General features: G+C 37.1%; 24 protein-coding genes. 16 read left to right on the top strand and 8 right to left on the bottom strand.

The annotated features are described in order from the left end of the window. Nucleotides 1-117: 117 nt before the first annotated feature. The 8 genes from H9Q20_RS03895 to ribA all read left to right on the top strand — a co-directional run bounded on the left by H9Q20_RS03895 (nucleotide 118) and on the right by ribA (nucleotide 7,106). Nucleotides 118-1,569 (top strand): lipopolysaccharide biosynthesis protein, encoded by a 1,452-nt coding sequence (locus H9Q20_RS03895; RefSeq protein WP_187478341.1) that lies wholly within the window; start codon nucleotides 118-120, stop codon nucleotides 1,567-1,569. Nucleotides 1,570-1,585: 16 nt separating this feature from the next. Continuing rightward, complete coding sequence (locus tag H9Q20_RS03900) at nucleotides 1,586-2,608, top strand: sugar nucleotidyltransferase (protein WP_124641560.1); 1,023 nt, start codon at nucleotides 1,586-1,588, stop codon at nucleotides 2,606-2,608. A gap of 86 nt (nucleotides 2,609-2,694) precedes the next feature. After that, the gene (locus H9Q20_RS03905) at nucleotides 2,695-3,624 is read left to right on the top strand and encodes a DUF4292 domain-containing protein (RefSeq protein ID WP_187478342.1); all 930 of its coding nucleotides are present in this window, start codon (nucleotides 2,695-2,697) and stop codon (nucleotides 3,622-3,624) included. Continuing rightward, on the top strand, nucleotides 3,621-5,177 hold the full coding sequence (locus H9Q20_RS03910) for a murein hydrolase activator EnvC family protein (RefSeq protein WP_187478343.1): 1,557 nt from the start codon (nucleotides 3,621-3,623) through the stop codon (nucleotides 5,175-5,177). Before H9Q20_RS03905 ends, H9Q20_RS03910 begins: the two co-directional genes overlap by 4 nt. Nucleotides 5,178-5,210: 33 nt before the next feature. Further along, nucleotides 5,211-5,411 (top strand): twin-arginine translocase TatA/TatE family subunit, encoded by a 201-nt coding sequence (locus H9Q20_RS03915; RefSeq protein WP_124641566.1) that lies wholly within the window; start codon nucleotides 5,211-5,213, stop codon nucleotides 5,409-5,411. A gap of 11 nt (nucleotides 5,412-5,422) precedes the next feature. Further along, nucleotides 5,423-6,034 carry a DUF4254 domain-containing protein gene (locus tag H9Q20_RS03920; protein ID WP_124641568.1) on the top strand — a complete coding sequence of 204 codons (612 nt, stop codon included), beginning with the start codon at nucleotides 5,423-5,425 and terminating at the stop codon, nucleotides 6,032-6,034. Further along, the gene (locus H9Q20_RS03925) at nucleotides 6,034-6,489 is read left to right on the top strand and encodes a hypothetical protein (protein ID WP_124641570.1); all 456 of its coding nucleotides are present in this window, start codon (nucleotides 6,034-6,036) and stop codon (nucleotides 6,487-6,489) included. The genes H9Q20_RS03920 and H9Q20_RS03925 overlap by 1 nt, the downstream gene beginning before the upstream one ends. A 14-nt stretch (nucleotides 6,490-6,503) precedes the next feature. Further along, complete coding sequence (gene ribA, locus H9Q20_RS03930) at nucleotides 6,504-7,106, top strand: GTP cyclohydrolase II (protein ID WP_124641572.1); 603 nt, start codon at nucleotides 6,504-6,506, stop codon at nucleotides 7,104-7,106. Between the two features lie 22 nt (nucleotides 7,107-7,128). Here the strand turns inward: ribA and H9Q20_RS03935 are convergent, their stop codons facing one another. Continuing rightward, nucleotides 7,129-7,797 carry a DUF4126 domain-containing protein gene (locus tag H9Q20_RS03935; RefSeq protein ID WP_316248115.1) on the bottom strand — a complete coding sequence of 223 codons (669 nt, stop codon included), beginning with the start codon at nucleotides 7,795-7,797 and terminating at the stop codon, nucleotides 7,129-7,131. A gap of 45 nt (nucleotides 7,798-7,842) precedes the next feature. Beyond that, entirely contained in the window at nucleotides 7,843-8,547 is a 705-nt protein-coding gene (gene deoD, locus H9Q20_RS03940) for a purine-nucleoside phosphorylase (protein ID WP_124641574.1), read from the bottom strand. 138 nt (nucleotides 8,548-8,685) lie between these two features. On the opposite strand from deoD, the gene H9Q20_RS03945 reads away from it, so the two are divergent. Then, on the top strand, nucleotides 8,686-9,078 hold the full coding sequence (locus H9Q20_RS03945; RefSeq protein WP_124641576.1) for a Spy/CpxP family protein refolding chaperone: 393 nt from the start codon (nucleotides 8,686-8,688) through the stop codon (nucleotides 9,076-9,078). A gap of 36 nt (nucleotides 9,079-9,114) precedes the next feature. Here the strand turns inward: H9Q20_RS03945 and H9Q20_RS03950 are convergent, their stop codons facing one another. Next, on the bottom strand, nucleotides 9,115-9,819 hold the full coding sequence (locus H9Q20_RS03950) for an RsmE family RNA methyltransferase (protein ID WP_124641578.1): 705 nt from the start codon (nucleotides 9,817-9,819) through the stop codon (nucleotides 9,115-9,117). Between the two features lie 2 nt (nucleotides 9,820-9,821). Further along, on the bottom strand, nucleotides 9,822-10,856 hold the full coding sequence (gene tsaD, locus H9Q20_RS03955) for a tRNA (adenosine(37)-N6)-threonylcarbamoyltransferase complex transferase subunit TsaD (protein ID WP_124641580.1): 1,035 nt from the start codon (nucleotides 10,854-10,856) through the stop codon (nucleotides 9,822-9,824). A gap of 4 nt (nucleotides 10,857-10,860) precedes the next feature. Between tsaD and H9Q20_RS03960 the strand changes: the two genes are divergently transcribed. The 5 genes from H9Q20_RS03960 to ric all read left to right on the top strand — a co-directional run bounded on the left by H9Q20_RS03960 (nucleotide 10,861) and on the right by ric (nucleotide 17,917). Next, entirely contained in the window at nucleotides 10,861-15,630 is a 4,770-nt protein-coding gene (locus H9Q20_RS03960; protein ID WP_187478344.1) for a translocation/assembly module TamB domain-containing protein, read from the top strand. 130 nt (nucleotides 15,631-15,760) lie between these two features. Beyond that, nucleotides 15,761-16,231, top strand: a complete 471-nt coding sequence (locus H9Q20_RS03965) for an Lrp/AsnC family transcriptional regulator (protein WP_124641584.1) — start codon at nucleotides 15,761-15,763, stop codon at nucleotides 16,229-16,231. 70 nt (nucleotides 16,232-16,301) lie between these two features. After that, the gene (locus H9Q20_RS03970) at nucleotides 16,302-16,676 is read left to right on the top strand and encodes a hypothetical protein (protein ID WP_124641586.1); all 375 of its coding nucleotides are present in this window, start codon (nucleotides 16,302-16,304) and stop codon (nucleotides 16,674-16,676) included. Nucleotides 16,677-16,681: 5 nt separating this feature from the next. Next, nucleotides 16,682-17,116, top strand: a complete 435-nt coding sequence (locus H9Q20_RS03975) for an RrF2 family transcriptional regulator (RefSeq protein WP_124641587.1) — start codon at nucleotides 16,682-16,684, stop codon at nucleotides 17,114-17,116. A gap of 78 nt (nucleotides 17,117-17,194) precedes the next feature. After that, nucleotides 17,195-17,917, top strand: coding sequence for an iron-sulfur cluster repair di-iron protein (gene ric / locus H9Q20_RS03980; protein WP_187478345.1), 723 nt, complete (start codon nucleotides 17,195-17,197; stop codon nucleotides 17,915-17,917). A gap of 54 nt (nucleotides 17,918-17,971) precedes the next feature. Here ric and H9Q20_RS03985 read toward each other — a convergent pair whose 3' ends face one another. Next, nucleotides 17,972-21,121 (bottom strand): UvrD-helicase domain-containing protein, encoded by a 3,150-nt coding sequence (locus tag H9Q20_RS03985; protein WP_187478346.1) that lies wholly within the window; start codon nucleotides 21,119-21,121, stop codon nucleotides 17,972-17,974. A gap of 210 nt (nucleotides 21,122-21,331) precedes the next feature. On the opposite strand from H9Q20_RS03985, the gene H9Q20_RS03990 reads away from it, so the two are divergent. Beyond that, nucleotides 21,332-22,099, top strand: coding sequence for a carboxypeptidase-like regulatory domain-containing protein (locus tag H9Q20_RS03990; RefSeq protein ID WP_124641593.1), 768 nt, complete (start codon nucleotides 21,332-21,334; stop codon nucleotides 22,097-22,099). 77 nt (nucleotides 22,100-22,176) lie between these two features. After that, entirely contained in the window at nucleotides 22,177-22,911 is a 735-nt protein-coding gene (locus tag H9Q20_RS03995; protein ID WP_124641595.1) for an SIMPL domain-containing protein, read from the top strand. A 60-nt stretch (nucleotides 22,912-22,971) separates the two neighbouring features. On the opposite strand, the gene H9Q20_RS04000 is transcribed toward H9Q20_RS03995, so the two are convergent. From H9Q20_RS04000 to H9Q20_RS04010, 3 genes are read right to left on the bottom strand one after another with little or no spacing between them, the layout of a single operon-like run. After that, nucleotides 22,972-23,751, bottom strand: coding sequence for a copper resistance protein NlpE N-terminal domain-containing protein (locus H9Q20_RS04000; protein ID WP_124641597.1), 780 nt, complete (start codon nucleotides 23,749-23,751; stop codon nucleotides 22,972-22,974). A gap of 57 nt (nucleotides 23,752-23,808) precedes the next feature. After that, a complete protein-coding gene (locus tag H9Q20_RS04005) occupies nucleotides 23,809-24,324 on the bottom strand; it encodes a GNAT family N-acetyltransferase (protein WP_124641599.1) in 516 nt (171 codons plus the stop codon). A 16-nt stretch (nucleotides 24,325-24,340) separates the two neighbouring features. Then, on the bottom strand, nucleotides 24,341-24,577 hold the full coding sequence (locus tag H9Q20_RS04010; RefSeq protein WP_124641601.1) for a PspC domain-containing protein: 237 nt from the start codon (nucleotides 24,575-24,577) through the stop codon (nucleotides 24,341-24,343). Nucleotides 24,578-24,579: the final 2 nt, after the last annotated feature.

A 24,579-nucleotide genomic window follows, 5' to 3' on the forward strand; every position in this document is an offset into this window, starting at 1 on the left:
TTTACTTTAAGTAAAAATTAATTTCAAACAAATGTAAAGTTTTAATCACAATTTAATACCAAGAATTGACAATTACCCATCGAAATAATTACTTTTGCAATTAAAATAAAATAAAAATTGTATAAAAAATTATTAGGCCAAACAGCCGTGTACGGACTAAGTTCGGTATTGGTGAGGATATTTCCATTTCTTATTGCTCCCATTGTTACCAAAGCTTTCGGCCCAACAGCCTCTTCACCTTTTGTAGATTGGTATTCCATTGCAGGAGTGATCACCGTTTTGCTGACCCACGGTATGGAAACATCATTTTTCCGATTTGCTCAGGAAAAAGACATCGATAAGAAAACATTGGTTTCTACAACTTCATTGAGCATCATCAGCATTGGTCTCATCTATCTTATCCTTGGATATGTTTTCAGACAATCCCTTGCCAATGCTTTCGAAACACCGGATCAGGTAAACTTTTTGGTTTTATTTTTATTCATCCTTTCTTTTGATGCTTTTGCTACCATTCCTTCGGCCATATTGCGATTGGAAGGCAAACCGATACTGTACATGCTTTCAAAAGTGTTGGGGTCTTTGGTTTATTTTTTCCTGGTGGTCTTCTTCATCAAATGGCTCCCACAAATGCCCGATGGTATTTTGGGATTAAAGTACAATCCGGAAATTGGTGTAGGTTATGTTTTTATTGCCAATTTGGTGCAAAGCATTGTTACCCTTGCCATTGTTGGAAAAGAATTCGTGAACTTCAGCATAAAAAAATTCGATTTTTTGCTTTGGAAAAGGATCATGAATTACTCTTGGCCGGTCATGGTTGCGGGACTTGCAGGAGTGGTCAATCAGACTTTGGATCGACAGTTTCTGAAATACCTTTTACCGGAAGGCGAAGCCAAACATCAGATTGGAGTTTACGGAGCTGTTTATAAAATAGCCACTTTCATCACCGTTTTCAGACAAGCCTATCAACTGGGTATTGAGCCTTATTTTTTCAGCAGTTTCAAAGACAAAAACAATCATAAAACCTATGCTGTACTCATGGACATTTTTGTCATTTGCAATTGCCTAATCTACATGGGACTGATGGTTAATTTGCAATGGATTTCCGAAAAATACTTAAGAAACCCCTTGTACTACGAAGGTATTGAAATTATCCCCATGGTGATGTTGGGTGCTTTGTTTTTAGGCATCTACCTCAACCTTTCCATTTGGTACAAATTATCGGACAGGACACGAGTTGGACTGTACATTTCGCTCATCGGAGCAGCCATCACCATCGGCATCAACTTTATCTTCATACCAGAATTTGGTTATTGGGCCAGTGCAAGTGCCGCACTGATCACCTTCACCAGCATGATGGTCATTTCCTATATTTGGGGACAACGCGTGTATCCCATCCATTACCATGTCGGAAAACTCTCCATGTACCTTTTCCTTTCCATTTCGCTCTCCTTACTTTCATTTTACTTTTTTAGAACCAATTATTTCATTGGAAATTTATTTTTATTGTTATTTTTGGGCTTCGTATTGTATCAAGAAAAAAACATTGTTAAAAAGATTTTAAAAAAATAAAAAATTAATAAACTATATGAAAATTATTGTTCCTATGGCCGGTAGAGGCTCCAGACTAAGACCTCACACACTGACTGTACCTAAGCCACTAATCCCAATCGGTGGGAAACCAATTGTACAAAGATTGGTTGAAGACATCGCAAAAGTGGCCAATGAAAAAATAGATGAAATTGCTTTCATAATCGGAGATTTCGGTGATGAAGTGAAAGAATCCTTAATAAAAATAGCAGAAAAACTAGGTGCAAAAGGAAGTATATACACTCAAGACGAACCTTTAGGAACGGCACATGCCATAAAATGCGCCGAGCAATCCATGACCGGAGATGTTGTGGTTGCTTTTGCGGACACCCTTTTCCGTGCCGATTTCGTTTTGGATAAAAACTCTGACGGTGTGATTTGGGTGAAAAAAGTTGCCGACCCTTCGGCTTTTGGAGTTGTAAAATTGGACGACTACGGTTTCATCACTGATTTTGTTGAAAAACCTAAAGAATTTGTTTCCGATCTTGCGATTATTGGCATCTACTATTTTCAGTCGGCGGAGAAATTAATGGCCGAAATCAACCACATCATGGACAACAACATCATGGTAAGTGGCGAGTACCAACTAACAACAGCTCTTGACAACCTAAGAGACAAAGGTGCAAAATTCTCCCTCGGAAAAGTGGACGATTGGATGGATTGTGGAAATAAAAATGCCACTGTGGAAACCAACGGTAAAATATTGGAATACGAAAAAGAAGAATTTGCTGTTTTCCCGGCATCTTCAAAAATCGAAAATTCCTTGATTATCCCACCGTGTTTTATTGGTGAAGGAGTAGAAATCCACAACTCTAAAATTGGACCTTTCGTATCCTTAGGAAACGGAACCAAGATTTGCAATTCCAACATCGACAACTCGTTGATACAAGAAAAAACCATCATCAACCACGGAAATTTGAGCAATTCCATGATCGGTAATTTCGCACAATACAGAGGAGTTTCCAGAGAAATTTCATTGGGAGATTATTCGGTTTTGGACTTCTTATCCGATAACAAATAAGCATTAATCAAGCCTTCACAACCAACCACACACTTTTGTTGTGTGGTTTGGCTTTATTATTGCAACATTGCCATAAAAAACAAACAATGACAAAGGAAATTTTCAAAAGCAATATCATCTTTCAGAAAAAGAAAATTATAAACTTGACCTGCATTTTATTTGTGGGTTTATTTCTTTTGTCTTGTAAAACCAAAACGGCTGTAGAAAGCTCTAACAACAAAGACAGCTTGGTTGTTGATAGCCTTTTGATGGACTCCATCAAGTTGGACAAAAGTTCTTCTCTGCCTAAAGATGCCAATGCCAACCTATCCATAAATGAGCGAGTTGACTTTTACGAACATGCTTTGATTCATCCAAAATTTGAGCATCTGAAAATGAAGAGTACCATAAAAATAGAAACTGGAAATTCCATACCGACTCTGGATGCTCTTATTTACATAGAAAACAATCAGAAAATATGGATGAACCTATCGTTCATCGTCAATGCAGCGAGGGGAATTGCAACTCCCGAAGGGATAAAGGCCTATGAAAAATACAACAGAACCTATATTGATTCTGATTTTGATTATCTGAACAATTTGTTAAACATCGACTTCATCAACTATCCTACTCTGCAAAAATTATTGATGGGGCGAACCTTCATCCCAATAAGAGATTCGCAATACATACTTTCCAAAAACATGGAAGGGTATTACATGGTTTCCAGAAAAACCCAAACCATAGGAAGCCCGACAGCTGAACGACCAAGCCGAGAGTATAGAGTTTTTTTAAAATATTCTGATTCTTTTGACTTAATGGAAGTTGAACTTCTGGATCCTGTCTCTGGAGATGAGTTGCAAATAAATTATGAAAACTGGCAAAACTTCAGCAATTACAGAATGCCGGAATATGTTAAAATAATTATAAAAGGAAGCAAAACGGGGCAAATTTTAATCGAAAATACGAAATTTGAAGATTTGAAAATTCAGACACCGTATTCGGTACCCAAAAACTACACGAAAATTGAAATTCAATGAGTAAAAACACCCATATCATATTGGCATTAATAACTTTTGGCTTTTCCTTTGGACAACAAAAGAAAGAACAACTCCAAAAGCAAAATTCCGAGCTCAAAAAAGAAATTGCCTCCATCAACAAAGCCATTTCTCAATCTCAAAAAGAGTCCAAACTTTCCATTGCCTATCTGGACAATGTGAATAAAAAGATTGTCTTGAGGGAAAAAGTGTACAACAATACTCAGAAAGAAAAAAGATTTATAGAAGACGACATCTATCTACGCCAATTGGAAATCAACCGACAAAATCGCGAATTGGCTGTGCTTAGGAAAAACTACGCCAAAGTTCTCGTCAATGCCTACAAAAACAAAGGGATACAAAACAAAGTCACCTTCATCCTTTCATCTAAAAGTTTTGGTGAAGCCATTCGTAGGGTGCAATATCTGAAGCTATACTCTGAATTTCAAGAAAAAAAAGCAGCTGAGATCACCGATGCAGCAAGGTTGTTAAAAGAATCCATTCAACAAAAAGAAAAATCCGTAAAAGAAAAAGAAACATTACTCAACAATCAAAAAGTTGAATTGGCAACCATCAATGTTGATAGACAACAAAAAGAAGATTTGGTAAAAGAGTTCAAAGCCAACGAAGGAAAGCTTACTGCCGAATTAAGACAAAAACAAGCAAAATCCAAAGCTTTAGAAGGACAAATCCGATCCATCATCGCAGAGGAAATTAGAATAGCCAAAGCAGAAGCAGCAGCAAAAAAAGCAGCAGAAGCCGAAAAAATACGATTGGCAAAAATAGCTGCCGACAAAGAAAAAGCTAGAATTGATGCCGAAAACAGAGCTCGTGCTGAAGCCCTTGAGCGAGAAAGAAAAGAAGCGGAAGAAGCGGTAAGAAAAGCCAATGAATTGGCAGCAAAAAAAGCAGCAGAAGAAAAGAAAAGAGCTGATGATGCATCAAAAGCCGATGCCGATGCCAGAGCTTTGGCCCGTAAAGAAGCAGCTGCAAAAGAAGCTATCGATGCGGCTAACAGAGCCAAAGAAGCCGCCAATAAACTCGCAGAAGCTAAGGCTGCAGAAGCTGCTTTGGAGAAGAAAAACAACGAAGCCAAAAAAGCAGCTGAAAATAAAGCACTTACCAACTTTGGCGTAACCACCGATGCTGGAGCCGGTTTTGCTAACAACAAAGGCAAACTTTCCATGCCGGTTTACGGAACCATCACCCATAGATTTGGGAGACAATCGCATCCTATTTTCAAAAATATTGTTGAAGAAAACAACGGAATAAAAATTGCGGTAACCAAAGGAACCGTTGCCAAATGCGTTTTCCCAGGTCAAGTCACCAAGATCCTTCAAGCCAACGATGGGACCAAAACGGTCATGGTAAAACACGGAGACTACTTCACCGTATATACCAACCTGGCGAATACCATGGTCAACACCAATCAAAATGTATCTGCAGGAACAGCTATTGGTGCTGTAGGTCTCGATTTCGACGGCACTTACACCCTTGATTTCCAAATATATAACAGCAATGGAACTGCTGTTGACCCAATGGGTTGGGTAAATTAAAAATTTAGATTAATTTTGCAAAAAATAAATATTATGTTAACCACATTTTTAGCACTTTCAGCATCGCATATTATTATTGCTGCTATTGTCATTTTATTATTATTTGGTGGTAAAAAAATCCCTGAATTGATGAAAGGCTTGGGTAGCGGTATCAAAGAATTTAAAGACGCTGTAAAGGAAGAAGACAAAAAAACTCCTGAAAACAACGATTCTCCAAACAATATCAATCAATAAAAATATTGACCATGAGTTTTAGTCAGGAGGCTTGGACAATTTTCAATCAATCCATTGAAGATTACCATGTTCATGATCATGTCGATCAACCCATCAACAATCCCTATCCAAAAGAGAGTTTGGAACATCTTTTGTATACTAAAAATTGGATTGACACCGTTCAGTGGCATTTTGAAGACATTATTCGTGATGAAAACATCGATCCCACAGAGGCATTGAAACTTAAACGAAGAATAGACGCCTCCAACCAACAGAGAACCGACTTGGTAGAATATGTGGACTCTTGGTTTTTGAATAAATATCAAAGTACAGCACCAAAAGCAGATGCGAAAATAAATAGTGAAACTCCAGCTTGGGCAATCGACAGATTATCCATTTTGGCATTAAAAGTATATCACATGGCTTTGGAAGCCAATAGAGATAGCGCTGGTGATGATCATAGAGCCAAATGCCAGGAAAAATTAAATGTTTTACTGGAGCAACACAAAGACCTCAGCACTGCCATCGATCAACTTCTTTTGGATATTGAAAACGGTGTGGTTAAGATGAAGGTGTACAAACAGATGAAAATGTACAACGACGAAAGCCTTAACCCAATCCTTTATCAAAAAGGAAATAAATAATGACGAAGACTCTTTTTTTAATTTTTACATTAACCCTATTTGTTTCATGCGCAACGGAAAAGGCCAACATGTCGCCCATTGCAAATGCCTATTCCGAAAGCAGCATAAGTACCGAAAAGATCTCGACCAGTTTTAACAGATCGGTGGTGGCCAATGCTTATGCTTCTGAGCTCACGAATACTTGTTCGCTTTTCCCAAAGTTTAAAAACAAGGCTCTAAATTCTGAAATTGTTAGCTTAAAAACCAATATTCAGAATTATGTGTATGCTTTGGAGGCCAACAACAAAATGGGCAAAACGAGAGAATTAAAAAAAGTAGAAAAATCGTACATTAATATACAAAAATTGAGAAAGGATCTTCCAAAATTGGAAGATGAAAAACTCAATTCCATTTTGGTTAGAATAAAAAGAAACATCACCTTCTTAGAAGCCAATTATTCTAATCCTAAAAAATAAAAAGAGAACCAATTATGATAAAACTTCAGGCGGAAGCCAATGTTCCTACTCAATATGGATCTTTCCGAATGATTGCTTTTTCTGACGATGTCGAAGATTGGATGCCGCACATGGTACTCATTGCAGAAAATACGGATTTCTCCAAACCCATCAATGTTCGTTTTCACTCAGAGTGCATTACCGGAGAGGTTTTTCATTCTTTAAAATGCGAATGCGGACAACAATTGGATGCGGCTATGGAATACATCCAAAAACACGGTGGTTTGATTATTTACCTTAGACAAGAAGGTAGAAATATAGGCATCATCAACAAACTAAAAGCCTATGCCCTACAAGAAAAAGGACTGGATACGGTACAAGCAAATTTAGAATTGGGATTACCGGCAGACGATAGAGATTTTCAAGTTGCAATTGAAATTCTTAAAAAATTGAATGTACACGAAATTCGACTGCTTACTAATAATCCGGACAAAATAAAATTTGTAGAAAACAGCGACATTAAGCTGGTCGAAAGAATTCCTCTACAAATAAAAGCCAATAAAAATTCTAAGGAATATTTAAAAACCAAAAAAAATTATTTTGGTCACCTACTCGAAGACAATATCGATACCGAATAAAAAAACACCAAAAGGTGTTTTTTTATGTTTTTGAGATTGATAATTTACGCCACAATTTCCTGCCGTAAACCAATACCGTCAGTACCAAAACAACGGAAACGACAACCGCAATTATAGGTAAAGCCAAAGCCAGCGCAGACATAAGTCCAGCACCTGCAGTTTCGCTTGTGGCAACAACAGAATTTCCCAAACCTCCTGTTGTAGCAGTAGAAACCGCCCTAACTCCGGCAAAGCCAGAACTTATCGTTGCGGCAGTACCTCCGCCAGCGATTAAAGCCAAGGCCCAAAGTGGGAAAGCATCCAACCCTGTAAATTGACTGGCAAATAAAACCGCACCCGCAACAGTAGTCATGGGAACGGATAACGAATCCAAAAGATGATCGACATAAGGTATGTAATACGCAAAAATTTCAACAACTGTTGCAATTCCTGTTGCAATTACCGTGGGCAAACCGGTTAACCAAGAGAAATTTTCACCGATCGGTATCCATCCTAAATACGAAGCCAAACTAACGACAAACATCGGCAGAAAAACCCTAAAACCGGATGCTGCAGCCAAGCCAACACCTACGAACGCTCCTAATAAATAATGCAAATAAGGCCAATTTTCTAACATCATTTCGTTTTTTCTGTTTTTATAAATTAAAAGTACATATTTTTCTTTTAATACTTCAAAAAAAATGAAGCTCAAAAACTTGGTTTTCAGCTTCATTAAGAATTATAAAAAAACAACAAATTAAGAAATAGCTGTTTCTAATGCAAGAGTTATCATTTTCTTGAGAGCCGTTTCTCGTTGATCGGCAGAGATTTTCTCACCCGTTGGGATCACATCAGAAACCGTCAGGATGGTGGCTGCATTTTTCTTCAGGTATTGAGCATTGGCGAATAGAGCAAAAGCTTCCATCTCAACTGCTGGACAATTGTTTTCTTTAGCAATTGCAGGTACATCCAAATCTTTTCTGTAAAAAATATCGCTGGTATGGATGTTCACCGATTTCACAGGCAAATCCAATGCTACGGCCGTTTCATTAATTTTAGAAAAGACATTTCCTTGGTGACCAATTCCTTCTCCTTCTATTCCCCAAGCAAATTTTGCATAAGTCGATTCGCTGTAGGATTTTTCCACATTCAAGATGTCATAGACTTGTAGATCGGTCGTATAGGCACCACAAGTACCAATTCTGATAATGGTTTCCACCTCGTATTCTGTAAAAAGTTCAAAAGAATAAATCCCAATACTTGGCGCACCCATTCCGCTGGCACCAACAGAAATCCTTCTCCCTTTGTAAGTTCCTGTGTAGAAAAAAATATTTCTTGTTTGGCTGACTAATTTCACCTCATCTAAAAAATGATCGGCAATAAATTTGGCTCTTAGCGGATCTCCCGGCATAAGAACGATAGGAGCTATCTCTCCTTTTTGGGCTGCAATATGAACGCTCATAATTTCTATTTTATGATGCAAAAGTAATCATTTAGAAGTCAAATAAAAGTGTACGGCAATTAGAAATCTCTTTATGTTGAATTTAACTTCAGACAAGAAAAGCAATCCTATCAATAAATCAATTAATAATTTACCGATATGAAAAAAGCAATCGTATGTGCAGTCCTAGGAATTGGATCTTTGATGATGGCACAACAAACTCCCAACAGACAAGAAGCTCGAGAGCAAAAAAGAATTGAAAATCAAAAAGCCAACTTGGACAAAATGAAACAAGAATTGGGTCTGAATGATGCTCAGGTAGCGAAAATAAAAGACATTAGAGATCGTGAATTTCAGTTGAGGAAAACCAAAATGGAGCAAGAAAAAGCAGAACGAAAAGCACGAATGGAAAAGCACGATTCTGAAATGAAAAACATCCTTAGCACCGATCAATACAACAAATGGAAAGCCAACAGAATGGAGAAAATGGAGAGAATGAAAAATGAAAAAATGAAAAGACACAGAAAAATGCGTCCAGAAAAAACAATTTAAAAATGAAGTCCACTTTTGCGGTGGACTTTTATTTTCTTAAGATTTTAAAAAAGATTTGGAATAAAACCAAGCCGAAACAAAAACACCAGCCGTTTCCGTTCTCAACCGTTGGTGTCCCAAGGAAATGGCTTTCACTCCTAAATCCGAGAGTTGTTGAATTTCTTTTGCGCTAAAATCCCCTTCTGGGCCGATCAAAATGGTAAGCGATTCTTTAACATCCAAGATGTCCAATGACGATCTTTCAAAAGCATCATCGCAATGGGCAACAAAAGTTTTTTGTGGAACGCTGTTTTTAATAAAATCCGAAAACTTTTGCACATCATTAATTTTTGGAAAACGAAAACGATGACTTTGCTTGGAAGCAGAAATGCTTTGTTTGATGATCTTATCGACATTCAAATGTTTTCTTTCTGTTTTTTCAGTTTGCAAAAAAGAAATTTCTGCAATTCCCATTTCAGTCGCTTTTTCAACAAAAAAATCGATCCTGTCCATATTTTTTGTCGGAGCTATCGCGATATGAAGCTGAAGGTTGGGGTTGGGCAATTCTTTTTGAATTTCAACAACTTTCAACACGGCTTTTTTACCTTCAAAATAAAGAGATCCTTTGGCTAGATTACCTTTACCATCGGTTACAAAAAGCTCCTCGCCCTCCTTCATCCTTAGAACTTTTGCAATATGCTGTTGTTCTTCAGGATCAATGAGCACTTCATTTTCTAAAATTTCTCCGTAAAATAATTTCATGCTTACTTTTTAAAATCTTCTTCGATATCGTATCTTGCAGTTGCTGAAATCGACAAATCTGCAAACTCACCCCTCTCGTATTTCAGTTGGGCGACCATCGCAATCATCGCAGCGTTATCTGTTGTATATTCAAATTTTGGTATAAACACTTCCCAACCTTTTCTTTCTACATTGGCCAACATTGCGTTTCTAAGCGCTGAATTGGCTGAAACTCCACCTGCAATCGCTATTTGATTGATGTTAAAATCTGCTGCTGCTTTTTCCAATTTTTTCATCAACACCGAAATGATGGTTGCTTGTACAGAAGCACAAAGATCATTCAGATTTTCTTTGACAAAGTCTGGATTCTTCTTTAATTCTTTTTGAACAAAATAAAGCACGGAAGTTTTTACCCCACTGAAAGAATAATTGTAGGCTTCCAATTTGGGCTTGCCAAACTCAAACGCTTTTGGATTTCCTTCTTTAGCCAATCGGTCAATAATAGGACCGGCAGGATAGTCAAGGTTAAAGATTTTCCCAATTTTATCAAACGCTTCGCCGGCAGCATCGTCTATGGTTTTACCGACAATTTCCATGTCAAAATAATCTTTGACCAAAACAATCATGGTATGTCCTCCAGAAACGGTAAGACAGAGAAACGGAAATTTTGGTGGATTGGGATTGGCATCGTCAATAAAATGCGCTAAAATATGAGCCTGAAGATGGTTGACCTCTATCAGCGGAACTTGCAAACTCATGGACAATGACTTGGCAAAAGATGTCCCCACAAGCAACGAGCCTAAAAGTCCAGGTCCTCTTGTAAAACCTATGGCAGCAATTTGATTTTGTTGTATATTTGCTTGGCTGAATGCTTTTTGCACTACGGGAATAATGTTTTGCTGATGTGCTCTGGAAGCCAATTCCGGAACAACACCACCGTATTCTATATGGATTTTTTGGTTGGCAGCAATATTAGAAAGGATTTTGTTTCCACAGATAATGGCTGCAGAAGTATCATCACATGAGGACTCGATTCCTAAAATAATTTTTTCGCTCATAATAATGGCAAATTTAGAGAATAATAACGACAACCAAAATAATAAATCCAATCCAAAGAAATCCGCTGTGTCTTTGGGGAAAGAAAAAATATCCGAAGGGCTAAAAGAAGCTGAGGACTTTACGAATGATGCCATCCACCATCCTTTAGAAACCGCAGAAGCCGTGGCAAAACAAGCCGGAAAAGATGTTGTTAGTGTAAAATGGTGGGCACGATTACTGCAAATTCTTTTTTGGACCGTACTGTCTATTTTCGTCCTAATTTTTGTGATCATCAGTTTGCCGGCAACCAAAAATTACGCAGCTCAAAAGGTAATTGCGATGTTGAATAAAGATTTGAAATCTCAAATTTCTTTTCAGGATGTCGAAATCAACTATTTTGGAGATGTTACCATCCATCGTGTACAAGCCAAAGACAATAGAAATTTTCCTTTTATAAAAATTGAAAAAGTATATGCCGACTCCAACTGGTTTTCATTGATTTTCAACTCCAGAAACATTCGTTTTCAATCGATTGCATTGGATCATTTGGACATGAAGGTCATCACCTACAAAGGCGACAGCATATCCAATTTCGTACGGTTTGTAGAATTGTTTGATGACGGCAAACCCAGGGATCCGAAAAGACCACCGTTTGAATTGAAGTCCAGAATTATGGTCACCAATTCTACAGTTTCCATCGTAAACCAAAACAGTCCTGGAGATGCCGGAAAATGGTTGGATGCCAAAAATCTTAGTTTAACAATTCCTGAACTAAAAGTAAAAGGAGCCGATGTCCATGCACAGATCAACAATCTGAGATTCACGACCAATCGTTGGAATAAAAACCATTATGTAGAAACATTTTCTGGCGATTTTTTCTATTCGAAAAAGGCTTTAGAGATTAAAGACCTTACCTTCAACACTCCGCATTCTTTGTTGCAGGGCGGTATCAAATTCAACATAAACAACGGTTCTTGGGCAGACTTTAACAACAAAGTAAAAATGGAGCTCGACTTCGTACAAGGAAGTCAACTGAGCGGTTACGATCTGAGCTATTTTGTCACCAATTGGGACAACCATAAGCCGGTAAAAATTTCGGGACAACTTGCAGGACCTCTGAACAGCATGGTGCTGAAAAATTTTGTTTTGGGCAATTCATTATTTAGCTTCAATACAAAAAAATTGAGCCTAAACAAGATCACAAATCCTGAAAAATTCACCATCCAAAGTGAAGGCATCTCGACCGACTTCACTTATCAAGATTTGAAATCGGCCATGCCTACCTTTATTTCCAAAAAACTTAAAAACTTTGCGGATAATTTTGGTAGAATGAAATACAACGGCTCGATCAAAGTGCAGCCTCATGAAATTTTTGTAGAAAAAGGACAAGCAATTACCGGAATTGGACAAGCCACAATCTCTCAGTTCTACCTTAGCGATTACAGCACCAACATGCCTAAATATCGCGGTTATGCCGAAGTAAAAGACCTGAACACTTCAGTAATTACAAAAAGCAAACAAGTCGGATTGCTTTCTGGAAAATTTAAAGTGGACGGTAGAAGTTTTGATGTGAACACCATGGTCCTGAACACCCAATCTCAGGTAGAAAAAATTGAAATTGCCGGTAAAACCATCCACAATATCAATCTTGATGGTCGTTTGGATCACAAAAAATATTTCGGGAAAATAGACATTAACGATCAAGCTGCAAAGCTTACCGTAGAGGGTTTAATCGACTTTAGCACGCCGAAATTGAAAGCAGATATTGAGAGCAACATCCAACATTTGCAACTTAATTATTTCACCAATACCAGCACTCCACAAATAGTAAGCGGCAAGTTAAAAGGAAAGATCCTATTTACCAACATGAACGATATGCATTTGGAAACGGATATCGATCATTTGTCGGTATTTAACGGAAAAGAAAAAATCCTGATTCCAGCTTCGCAAATAAAAATTTATAACGAAACCAGCAATAAAATAATCGCTGTTAACGCACCATCCGTTTTGCAAGGAGAACTACGAGGTCAGTACAACCTTTCCGACCTTGGTGGCATGCTACAAAATGGACTGAATAAAATTTTGGTGGGACCGCATCCAAAAAAATTATACAGAAACCAATATTTTGATGCCAATTTCACAATTCAACAAAACATCATCAACTATTTTGCACCTGAATTAAAACTAAAAAAAGGAGCACACATCGTTGCGAAGTACGATGGAAATAGCAATAACCTTAAGCTGAATGCGCAAGCCGAATCTTTAAAATACATGATGACCAAAACCGAGGACATCACCGATGCTGAGCTGGAACTTGCCAAACAAAACCCCAATTATCACCCAAAACCCAAAGTGGTAAAAGACAGTATTGTGGCAGATCAGCTTGCGATTACCATAGATACTTCAAAACCAGAAAATCAAATCGTTGCTAAACTTGAACATTTGGAGTACGGTGAAAATAAATTTAAAAACATAGAAATACACGGAGAAAACGAGGACGATAGAAACCTGCATGTGACCACCAACTTTAAAGTTGACAACAACGATGTGGAAGGCAAGGAATATCAAATTGCTTTCGACCAAACCATCAACTCCAACGGTGATTTTGTTTTTCGTTTTGAACCCACACAGATTGATTATAAAAATGTTAAATGGAACATCGACACCAATCACGATTTGGAGCATACCATCACCTATAAAAAAGCAACCGGGGAAATTGACATTAGAAACCTAAAAATATTTTCTGACGATAGCGAGATTGTGCTGAATCGATTTAACTTTAAATCCGGAAAAGAATATGAAGCCGATGCGGTGGTACAAAATTTAGAAATTTCCAAAATACTTCAAATGATTGGTGGCGAAAAGCCCATTGATGCAGAAGGGTTAGCAAACGGTAATCTCCATATAAAAATGGACAAAAACACCATAAAACCACTGATCGATATCGACTTCAGTAACCTAAAAATGAACGGTAAAGAAATGGGTAATGCCGAAGTTATTATAGAAAATTCCGAACACCCAAACATCTATAAAGTATCTACCGTAATAAAAAGAGCTCAACTCTTGGGCGAAAACCCTTTGGATATCAGCGGTACTATTGACAATACCGGAAAAAAAGCAATACTAAACCTTTCGGCTCAGCTCAAAGACTTTGAATTGGGATTTGCCAATGAATTTGTGAAAGGAATTTTTAGCAATCTGAGAGGTAAAGCCAACGGAGAATTGAAAATCACAGGGCCTCTGAACGACATTGACTACAGTGGAGACATTGCCTTGAAAAAGTTCGGACTGAAATTGGACTTTACAGGGGTAGATTACAATATGGACGACTGTGTCATAAACCTTTCCAAAGGATTGGCCATTCTGAATGACATTGGCATAAAGGACGGCAGAAAAAACTCAAGTGGAACCATTTCAGGAGCCATACAATTCCAAACACTTTCTTCAATGGGCGTCAACTTGGTAATGAGAGCCGACAATCTACTCATGTTAAACACGACCCAAAAAGATTTCGATTTATTCTGGGGAATGGTTTATGGACAAGGCACGCTCTTTGTCGATGGTCCCGTTTCTGCGTTAAACATTTCCACACCCGACATGAAAGCCCTGAACAACAGTACCTTCACCTTCAACTCCTCCTCTGCGGGATCCGTAGAAGAATTCAAATTATTGAGGTTCTTAAAAACCGATCAAACCGGAATTATTTCTGAAGAAATGAAGAAAAAATCAGGTGCCAATATGGACATCGATTTCAATCTAAGTGTTGACAAAGGTACCACAGTAAATGTTTTGGTTGGCGACGGCATGGGAGATATTTCCGTACACGGTCACTCCAACAGTTTACGATTCCAGATGAGCAGACAAGGCGTTGTAGAAATGAACGGTACCTATGTGGTAGACAACGGAACTTTTATTTCCAAAGAAATCCTGAACCGTACTTTCCAAATTGTAAAAGGAAGTAACATCCGTTGGGACGGAGAAGCCATGACCCCCGAATTGGACATAAAAGCCAATTATCCAAGAATGGTCACCAACGCCGGTGCCTACCTTGGGATGACTTCTATACCTCCAATCAATATGTTGTTGGAAACCAAAATTACCGGTACCCTTAACAAACCCGAATTGGGATTTGGTATTTCCGCATTGGATGTCTCCACTCAAGTTAAAGAAGCATTAGCGGCGAAAATAAACCAACAAGACGAAAAGGTAATTCAGTTCGGATCCATATTGGTACTCAGCAATTTTAATGTCCAAAACACGGCATTTGACATTGGCAATATGGGAAGTTTTGCCGAAAGTTCGGGATACAACCTATTATTCAAACAATTGGGATCGGTTCTAAACACCATCAGCAACCAAGTACAAATTGACTTGAATTATGTAAAAGGAGATCAAGCCTCGCAAATGGGAGACCGAGCCAATGCCGGTGTCAACTTCAGCGTATCTCCAAGAATAACCATTAAGACCGGGATGGGTATCCCGCTCACCAAAGGTACAGCAAGTGCAGCTGTAAATTATTTGTCCGCCGAGGGAACCTTAGAATACGATGCCTCTAAAATGAACGACGGCAGCTTCATCATCCGTGGATACTCTAAACCATCCAATATTGGTATGATCGGTACACAAGGGGTAACCAACGGAATGGCCAACCAAACTTATGGAGTGGGTGCGGTTTGGACCAAAAGTTTTCAAACATTGTTTAAACGAAAAAGTAAAGCAAAAAAATCAGAGAAAAACAATGACAAAACTCATATTATCGTAAATGATTCCATCAAAAAAGACAGTATTAAATAATTATAATCGACTAAGTATGTTAAAAATTATAAATTTTTGTTAATATTTATGTATTTTTTTCAATTTTAAGATATTGTTGTAAATTTGCAGAATAATTAAAATGTTATTAACAAATTTATAATATAGCAAAATGAATTACCAACTAGATGAAATTGATAAGAAAATTCTTGATTTTTTAGTAGAAAACACAAGAATGCCTTTCACAGAAATTGCAAAGCAAATGGATGTATCTGCCGGTACGATCCATGTGAGAGTAAAGAAAATGGAGGATGCAGGAATTATTTTGGGGTCTTCACTCATTATAGATTACAGTAAACTGGACTACCATTTTACTGCTTTCATCGGGATTTTACTAACAAAATCCAACAGAACACAAGATGTATTGAAAGAACTAGCAGAGATACCAAATGTTATCGAAGCTTCCGTAATCTCTGGTAAATACAACATTTTCTGTAAGGTAAAAGCAAAAAACACAGACGATGCTAAGAGAATCATCTACCAAATCGACGACATCCAAGATGTTATGCGCACGGAAAGTATGATCTCTATGGAAGAGTTCTTGTCAGACAAAAACAGATTAATCAAGGCCATTCCTGTTTAATCTTCGTTAATCGATATTTTCAATGAAACTTTTGGATTTCTATCCAAAAGTTTTTTTCTATTTTTGAAGCATGGAAAACCAATATTTTGGAGAAGTAAAAAAAAGAAGTCTTTCTTTTTATTTGGCACTTGCAATAACATTTATATTTTACATCCTTATGCTGAATACGGACATGGCTCAGTATTCTCAGCACCATGAGACCGGAGTTCCGTCCTGGTTTATTTCCGTATTATTTGGCGTAGATGCTATCATTTTGGTTTCATTAATTTTGGTTTATTTTTTCAAAAAAATTGGAGTATATTTACTTCCGTTATTTGTCATGGTACACCATTTGTTATACGAGTTTTATCTATCAACAACCCTTTTAGCGGGGCTACATCTCCTATTTGTTTTCCTAACTGCAGGATTATTGGTGATTATCCCTCGTTGGAAATTATTTAAATAAGATTTATGTTTTCAAAAGCTTGTGAATACGCAATAAAATCTTCCATATACATTGCCCAAAGCAGCATAGCCGGCAAAAGAGTCAATGTAAAAGAAGTATCCAAAGCTGTGGATGCTCCAGAGGCATTTACTGCAAAAATCCTGCAACAACTTTGCCGTGAAGGCATCATGGAATCCATCCGAGGCAAACAAGGTGGTTTTATTTTTTCTGAAGAAAAACTCTCAGAAATCAAAATTTACGACATCGTAAAAGTGATTGATGGAGATGCCATACTGTACCAATGCGGCTTGGGTCTGAAGGAATGTTCGGATACCAATCCATGTCCTGTACACGACACTTATAAAATCATCAAAGAAAATCTGATGGTTATGGTGAAAAAATATTCTCTGAAAGATTTAGCCGAACGATCAGAACAAGGACTTTTCCGATTGAAAGTATAATTTTTTGTTAATAAATAAGATAAATTTGTCCGCATAACTTTTATTCTATAAATTTGCGGCATCAATTTATCCTATATTATGACAACGATAAATAAAACCATCGGAGAAATGGTTGCTGAAGATTTTAGAACAGCAGCTGTATTCAAAAAATTTGGCATTGATTTTTGCTGTAAAGGTAACAGAAGCATTGAAGAAGCTTGTGAGTCACAAAATATTAACACAGAAGAACTGTACGCAGCTCTAGAAAATTTGAATACCGAAAACAGTGCTGGAGGCGATTTCAATACTTGGCCATTGGATTTATTGGCCGATTATGTAGAAAAAGTACACCACTCTTATGTTGCTGAAAAAACTCCTGTATTACTACAATTCCTCAACAAAGTTAGCCGTGTACACGGAGAAAGACATCCCGAATTGGTCGAAATATACCAACTGTTCGAAGACTCTGCCCAAGACTTAGCGGCACACATGAAAAAGGAGGAATTAATCCTTTTCCCTTTCATCAAAAAAATGATGCACGCCGAGAAAAACAATATTGAATTGGACAATCCTCATTTTGGTTCTGTAGAAAATCCAGTTGCCATGATGAAACACGACCACGAAATGGAAGGCGAAAGATTCAGAAAAATTGCAGAACTGAGCGACAATTACCAATTTCCGGAAGATGCTTGCAATACTTACAGAGTGACCTACCAAATGTTGGAAGATTTCGAAAACGATTTGCACAAACACATCCACCTAGAAAACAACATCCTTTTTCCAAAAGCTGTAGCTTTGGAACTTAAACTTAGGAATAATTAATATATCCATATTGTTATCACTTTTGATTTTTGCCCCTGTTTTTCAGGGGCTTTTTCATGGAATATAGATTACTTTCTGAGCTTTTATATTTTTTCCTAATTTCGTCAAAATATTGCAATAGGTATCAATCTGTACTTGGTGCTCCGGTTTTTCAACTCCGGTTTTAAAATCAACCACCATCCACTCATCCGATGGCGTTTTCATCAAGCGATCCGGCCTAAAAATAGGACTGTCACCGTCCGAAGAAATCATAAGTTCCCTTTCATTCAAAACTTCCAAATCATCAGAGAAAAAGTCCTCGTTCTGACTAATAATTTCTATAATTTCTTTTTCTAAAAGTTTCGCTTCGGAAATTGTAAGCAATCCGTTGAGTAAATAATCATTTAGCACCACTTCCACATCTTTTTGTGTTTCTATTTTCGAAAGTACATCGTGGATGAAAATCCCCCTTCTCACCTTTTCATTTCTATGCTGATAATTTTTAGAAGGAGTTGCTATTTTCAACTCAGAGATGGATTGATGTTTAGGAAAAACCGTATCGATTTTTTGGGTATTAAATCCGCCTTTGGTTTCAATAATTTTCTTTGAAAAATCTCCGGGATACAGATCAAAATCGTCCAAGTTATTTGTATTAAATTGCTTAACAAAATCGATAATTCCCAAGTTTTTTTTAGGCGAATCGTCCTTAGACTCTTTGTGTTTTTCAAGATACAAAAACAACTGCTCTACCGGTCGGGTTGTGGCAACATATTGCACACAAAGATCATCAACAATCGCTTCATAACCGTTTTCTTCATTAAATTGTTCGGCTTGTTGATCGTATCGAGCAATTTCTGAACTGAATTTTTTAACATACACCGAAGACAGGACGGGATCATCAAAATCCAACCAATTGTTAAAACTTTTTTCGGCTTTATTTTTTAAAGGATAAAACACCACAGGAAACTCCAGTCCTTTCGCCTTATGAACCGTCATCAATTGTACGGCATCAATATTATCCGAAGCTTGAATGGAAGAATCTGCACCTTCGTCATTCCAGAATTGAATAAAATCTTTGAGGGTAAGACCAGAACTTTGCGAAAAGGCATGAAGAATTTCGAGGAAATTCAAGATAAAGTCCGTTTCTTTTTCTTCCACAGAAAATTCTTTCAGATAAAACTCAACAAAATTGTAGAGGTTAAGTTGTGGAATGTCCTTGTGGTCCAAATTAAGTTGATATTTCCCTTCAATAGCATCCACCAAAAGCGAATCTTTTTTAATGGTAAACAATTGAGATAATTCTTCGGAAAAATCGGAAAAATTAATCCGACCCAACTGTCCCAGCCAGTACAACGCTTCAGCAAGATACCTTCTATTTTGGGTATTCACTTTCCATTCCAGAAAACAGACAACCGCTTTTAGAGTCAACGACAGATTTAGGGTCAAGCCTTTTTCCGAAAGGGTTTTTATAAACACTTCTTGTCCTGAATAATTTACTTTTTTTTGTCCCAAAAGTTTGGAAAAATCTAAAATTTCATCATTTCCACGACACAAAATACAGATATCAGAAAAAGAAAAACCATTGTCCAAACACTGCTGTATGTCCTGATGCATTTTATCCGCCACCTCTTCAAAAAAAACAGAACGATTTGCATTTTCGAGCAAATGAACACGAACCCGTCCGTCAACATTCGTTTTTCTGGGATTTTGCGAGGCATCTTTACCAAAAACTTTCTGATGTTCTACCTTCAAATCGCGGGAGAGAAAGTCGTACAAAGCATTGTTAAATTCAACAATATTTTTGGCACTTCGCCAGTTGTCTTCCAAAACGAAGACATCGGCAAAAACTGGTGTTTGTTCGGTTTTATTGATGATGTCCAACATCAATTGGCTGTCGCCACCACGAAAGCGGTAGATGCTTTGCTTGGGATCGCCCACAACGGTAAAAGCGGTATCGTCCATAGAAACCGCATGATCACGAAGCGGCACAAAGTTTTGCCACTGCATTTTGGAAGTATCTTGAAACTCATCGAAGAAAAAATACTGGAATTTGGTTCCTATTTTTTCGTAAATGAAAGCCGAGGGCTCGTTTTGTAAATTTTCTTTGATTAGGGTATTAAATTTCGACAGAAAAACCAAGTCGTTTTCATCTTCAATTTTCTGCAGTTCGTCCTGTATGTCCTTATTTACCTTGAGTGGGAGCAGTGCAGAAAGTATGCTTTTATTTTTGAGTTGTGCAATTTCATTGTTGATAATCGTCCGTCTGGATTCCAGTAAATATTCCAAAATCTCACGAACATCCGCTTCTCGAGATTTGGATTTTGTCGAACATAATTTTTCAAAATTCAAAACAGCAGATTCTTCATCTTTCGGAAAAGGAAACTTGTCGTTAATACCTCGATAAAATTTGGAAACTTTATCAAAGAAAAGTGCGATACCGTTTCGTGCTCCGCCATAAAAATCTTCAATGGAAAGGTCTTTGGTTTTCAACAAATCCAACACAGAGTTTGCTCTTTCTAAAGAATCTTTTTTCAAGCGTTTTATTTCGGCTCTCAACAATTTGGTTTTGTCTATGTATTGATGTATGTCGAAATTTTTATTTTTTTGAAGGTTTTCATAATGTTTGTCCCCTAAAAAATCTTTGCTTTTCAGAAACAATTCATCGTTCAGCTTGGTACTTCCGGTATTTTCAAACTGATAATTCATATAATCCAAAAAGAGATCCGTATAAAATTCGTCATCACCAATATGATCCAAAAGTTGATCGATGGCTTCTTTTAGATACGGATCTGAATTGATTTCGAGATTAAAATTTTTTGCCAGCCCCAATTCATTAGAAAAACTCCTTACCAAACGGGTATTAAACTTATCAATGGTACTGATATTTAGGATGGAATAATGATGAAGGATGTAGTCCAACAATTTTTTGGATCGTTGTTGCAAGTCGTCCAAAGTCAGTCTAATTCCTTCTTTGGCGAGTACTTCTTGAATATTTTTGAGTTCAGGATTTGCAGTACAATCCGTACGAACAAAACTCATGAGCCAAGAAAGAATTCTTTCCTTCATCTCATTGGCAGCTTTGTTGGTAAAAGTTAGCGCTAGGATCTGTCCAATTTTTTTTTCGGAATTGGGATGTCGCAAGCAGATCAGCAAAACCTGTTGTACGAGATAGTAAGTCTTTCCTGAGCCTGCTGAGGCATTGACAACGGTGTATTTATTTTTCATCAAAAGACATTTAGAATGGTGCACTGTAAATTTATTCATTAAAAAACAATGAATAAAGAAAACGCATATACGAGGAGCAATTTAGTGAATTTTAACAAAAATAAAATTGAAAAATCATAAAAGATTCTTAAAATAAAATGTAAAAGTTAAACTTGGTTAAAGAGAAAAAATCTGTTCCTAAATAAAATATATTTGGGTAAAATAATAAACATGAAATACCTATTGACGGGTTGCCTCTGCGTATCTTCTCATTTTTTCTTTGCCCAACAAAATATACAAGGACAGGTGATTTCCGAAAATGGGACTGCAATATCAGGAGCCACTGTTTACAACCTAAGCTCATATCAAATTACAAACACAGATCGTTCTGGAAAATTTATAATCGCCGCAAAAAAAGGTGAAAAAATCAGAGTTTCCAAAGAAGGTTTTGACAGAACAACCGTATCATTGACCACAGAAAACAATAGCGACTTGGTGATCCGCCTCATAAAAACGGCAACAGAGATTGAGGAGGTTAAACTAAAATATAAACCCACTGGAGATCTTTCAAAAGACAGCAAACATTTTGATAAAAATAAAAAAAACAAGAAATTGGATGAGAATATGGGCCAATACATTGCTAAAAAATCATCGCCCTCCGTAACCGCTCCACGACATGGAGAGTTTGTACAACCTGTAGGACCGGGAACATCCGTCACACTTTGGATAGAAAACAAATGGACAGATGTTGACCTTTACGAATTTTTGGTTAAAAATATTGATAACGATTTTTTTACTGTAGAAATGAAATTGAAAAATCAGGAAATAATGCCTTTTATTTTTTATATTTTTAAGAGTTATGAAAGAAAAACAATCTTAAAATACGGAGTTTTAACGGAAACCGATAGGGCGAGATTTCTGCAGGAAGCCTACAAAATACAGCCCTATTATAAAAACGGAAAAGAGAATCCTTTTTCCACAAAAAAAATGAAAAAATAAAAATAACAAAATGATAATACATCGGCATATCTTTTGTTGATTTCCAAAAACACTAAAACACTAAAACACTGAAAAAAATGAACAAAACAACCCTTCTAACGGCCGGCATTGCAGCGATAGGATTTTCGTTAGGTCTTGGATTATTAGGATATGCAATTAAAAACAGAAATACTGGCGAAAACACCATTTCTGTAACCGGTTTGGGAAGCAAAAAATTCACTTCTGACTTGATAACTTGGAACGGAAATTTTTCCAGAAACAGTTTTGAACTGAAGGAAGCTTATGCCCAATTGGCCAACGACAAAAAAATCATTGAAAACTATTTAATTTCCAAGGGAATCGCAAAACAAGATTTGGTATTTTCTGCGGTGGATATCCAGAAACAGTACACCTACTCCAACGACAGCAGTGGAAACAGTCATCAAAATTTTGCAGGATATTTGCTATCACAAAAAGTTTCTATTGAAAGTAAAGAGGTTACTAAAATAGAAAACCTGTCCAGAAACATCACTGAAATCATCAATTTAGGAATTGAATTTACCTCATCACCACCCAGTTATTTTTACACCAAACTGGCCGATGTAAAACTTGCGATGATTGCCGATGCCACAAAAGATGCCAAAGAAAGAGCCGAAAAAATTGCCAACAACGCAGGAAGCGATTTAGGCAATCTAAAAAAAGCAACCATGGGTGTGATACAGATTACGGCTCCCAACTCCAACGAAGATTATTCTTACGGCGGCACCTTCAATACCAACTCTAAAGAGAAAGAAGCCAGCATCACCATAAAATTGGAATATCAAGTGGACTAAAAAAATCAAAAAAAATCCCATTTTCAATCGAAATGGGATTTTTTGTATCAATAAAAACGATTAGTGCATCGGTATTTTGAATTTTGCCAAAGGAGCCATTCTGCCTTTAAAAAGCTGAAGCTCGTCACCAACCACTTGAAAGGAATCGGCTCTTTTTAAGACATCTTTAAACTGAATTTCCAAATCGTTATTCTGACAGGCCATCATGGTCGAAATCCCATCTTTCAGTTGCAAACGATTGAAGGAACCCAATTCAAAACCTGCAGAAATGGTGTTGCAACCCACGGAGGCCGAGTAGCGATTTTCTTTGTCATCCAACATCAAAAAAGCCTCCTTCCCCATGGTTTCGTTAGAAGTTATTTTTTTTCCCATCAGCTCAGTCAATCTCCATTTTTTATTAAGAATGGAATAATTTCCTTTGGTCAAAATATAATTTCTAGCCAAATCACCCGTAATGGCATTTCCCTTTTGATCCAGCATGGTTAGGGTATTTTCGCCTACTTTATACTGATTTTTTTGATCGCCATCGTTCAAAGAAATAATCGTACCGGTTTTGTCCCAAGAAAATCTTCCTTTGGATTCAAAAGATCCTGACTTTTCACCTTGATATTCAGACACCAATTTATAGGTATTGTCCCTCATGAGATAGATTGTGGTTTTTATCCCCTCACAACTTGCACACGGCAAATATCCACGGTAGATTCCGTCCCAAGAAAGCGCATTCTGAGAAGTGTGCATATCCGGTTTTGCACTGTCCGAAACCTTTACGGTTGAGCATGAAGTTAGCAATACGGCAGAAAGTGCCACACCCAGTCCTAATTTTGAAATTAATTTTTTCATTTGTTATTTGTTTAGGTTATTTTACTCTTATTTGCAAACACCTTGCCAAACATTTGTTTAAACTTGATATACTTTTGTGTGAATCTCTTGCACCAAAGCCTGAACTTCATCAACGGTAAAATTGGACATCAAATACAGTTGAAGATTGTTTTTTTCTGGATCATACGCCGGTTGAATGTACTTGTCATCGATGACATGAAATCCATTTCTTTCATAAAACCCAATTCTTCTTGCAGCCATTTCATTAAGAGTAGAAGGCTCCGACTCCAACACCAAATGAGGATGCATTTTTGAAAATTCACTTAAAATTTTAGCCCCGTATTTTTTATTTCTAAACACTTCGAAAACCTCAAAATGTTCGATAAAAACGACCTTTCCCAAGAACCAAGTTATAAGATAGCCTATCATTTCATCTTCTACATCAATTGCAAAAATAGTTGCATCATGATTTTTTATAAGCGCCTGAAATTGCACTTCACTTCTTCTTTCGTCTGCCGGAAAAGACAACTCGTAGGAGTCAAATATCTTTTCTAATGAAACGGTATCCAGATGGGTTAATTGCTGAAAATGCATACAAAAATTTTAAAATTTAAAGGTCGAAAACATTAGGCCTTCTGGTGATAAAAATATCTTTGATCCACAAAGAAAATGCTAAAAATAAATATAAAAGAAAAAAAATACCCGCTGTTGCAAAGGTGGAATAAATAAAAAACACCCGCAGTTTGGTCACCGGCATTCCGATTTTTGTTCCCAAACGAGTAAGCACACCAAACCACTCTCTTTCGGCTCTGTGCCGTATGTTATTAATAAATTTTGGTTCTGTCATTG

Source organism: Amniculibacterium sp. G2-70, assembly GCF_014353055.1.
GTDB classification, from domain to species: Bacteria; Bacteroidota; Bacteroidia; order Flavobacteriales; family Weeksellaceae; genus Amniculibacterium; species Amniculibacterium aquaticum.

What these genes read in the sequence shown, in the direction of transcription:
- tsaD (WP_124641580.1), bottom strand. Translation starts at nt 10,856, where the DNA reads ATGAGCGAAAAAATTATTTTAGGAATCGAGTCCTCATGTGATGATACT.
- ric (WP_187478345.1), top strand. Translation starts at nt 17,195, where the DNA reads ATGACAACGATAAATAAAACCATCGGAGAAATGGTTGCTGAAGATTTT.
- H9Q20_RS03990 (WP_124641593.1), top strand. Translation starts at nt 21,332, where the DNA reads ATGAAATACCTATTGACGGGTTGCCTCTGCGTATCTTCTCATTTTTTC.
- H9Q20_RS03945 (WP_124641576.1), top strand. Translation starts at nt 8,686, where the DNA reads ATGAAAAAAGCAATCGTATGTGCAGTCCTAGGAATTGGATCTTTGATG.
- deoD (WP_124641574.1), bottom strand. Translation starts at nt 8,547, where the DNA reads ATGAGCGTTCATATTGCAGCCCAAAAAGGAGAGATAGCTCCTATCGTT.
- H9Q20_RS03985 (WP_187478346.1), bottom strand. Translation starts at nt 21,121, where the DNA reads ATGAAAAATAAATACACCGTTGTCAATGCCTCAGCAGGCTCAGGAAAG.
- H9Q20_RS04010 (WP_124641601.1), bottom strand. Translation starts at nt 24,577, where the DNA reads ATGACAGAACCAAAATTTATTAATAACATACGGCACAGAGCCGAAAGA.
- H9Q20_RS03970 (WP_124641586.1), top strand. Translation starts at nt 16,302, where the DNA reads ATGGAAAACCAATATTTTGGAGAAGTAAAAAAAAGAAGTCTTTCTTTT.
- H9Q20_RS04000 (WP_124641597.1), bottom strand. Translation starts at nt 23,751, where the DNA reads ATGAAAAAATTAATTTCAAAATTAGGACTGGGTGTGGCACTTTCTGCC.
- H9Q20_RS03915 (WP_124641566.1), top strand. Translation starts at nt 5,211, where the DNA reads ATGTTAACCACATTTTTAGCACTTTCAGCATCGCATATTATTATTGCT.
- H9Q20_RS03900 (WP_124641560.1), top strand. Translation starts at nt 1,586, where the DNA reads ATGAAAATTATTGTTCCTATGGCCGGTAGAGGCTCCAGACTAAGACCT.
- H9Q20_RS03950 (WP_124641578.1), bottom strand. Translation starts at nt 9,819, where the DNA reads ATGAAATTATTTTACGGAGAAATTTTAGAAAATGAAGTGCTCATTGAT.
- H9Q20_RS03905 (WP_187478342.1), top strand. Translation starts at nt 2,695, where the DNA reads ATGACAAAGGAAATTTTCAAAAGCAATATCATCTTTCAGAAAAAGAAA.
- H9Q20_RS03925 (WP_124641570.1), top strand. Translation starts at nt 6,034, where the DNA reads ATGACGAAGACTCTTTTTTTAATTTTTACATTAACCCTATTTGTTTCA.
- H9Q20_RS03910 (WP_187478343.1), top strand. Translation starts at nt 3,621, where the DNA reads ATGAGTAAAAACACCCATATCATATTGGCATTAATAACTTTTGGCTTT.
- H9Q20_RS04005 (WP_124641599.1), bottom strand. Translation starts at nt 24,324, where the DNA reads ATGCATTTTCAGCAATTAACCCATCTGGATACCGTTTCATTAGAAAAG.
- H9Q20_RS03920 (WP_124641568.1), top strand. Translation starts at nt 5,423, where the DNA reads ATGAGTTTTAGTCAGGAGGCTTGGACAATTTTCAATCAATCCATTGAA.
- H9Q20_RS03965 (WP_124641584.1), top strand. Translation starts at nt 15,761, where the DNA reads ATGAATTACCAACTAGATGAAATTGATAAGAAAATTCTTGATTTTTTA.
- H9Q20_RS03995 (WP_124641595.1), top strand. Translation starts at nt 22,177, where the DNA reads ATGAACAAAACAACCCTTCTAACGGCCGGCATTGCAGCGATAGGATTT.
- H9Q20_RS03975 (WP_124641587.1), top strand. Translation starts at nt 16,682, where the DNA reads ATGTTTTCAAAAGCTTGTGAATACGCAATAAAATCTTCCATATACATT.
- H9Q20_RS03960 (WP_187478344.1), top strand. Translation starts at nt 10,861, where the DNA reads ATGGCAAATTTAGAGAATAATAACGACAACCAAAATAATAAATCCAAT.
- ribA (WP_124641572.1), top strand. Translation starts at nt 6,504, where the DNA reads ATGATAAAACTTCAGGCGGAAGCCAATGTTCCTACTCAATATGGATCT.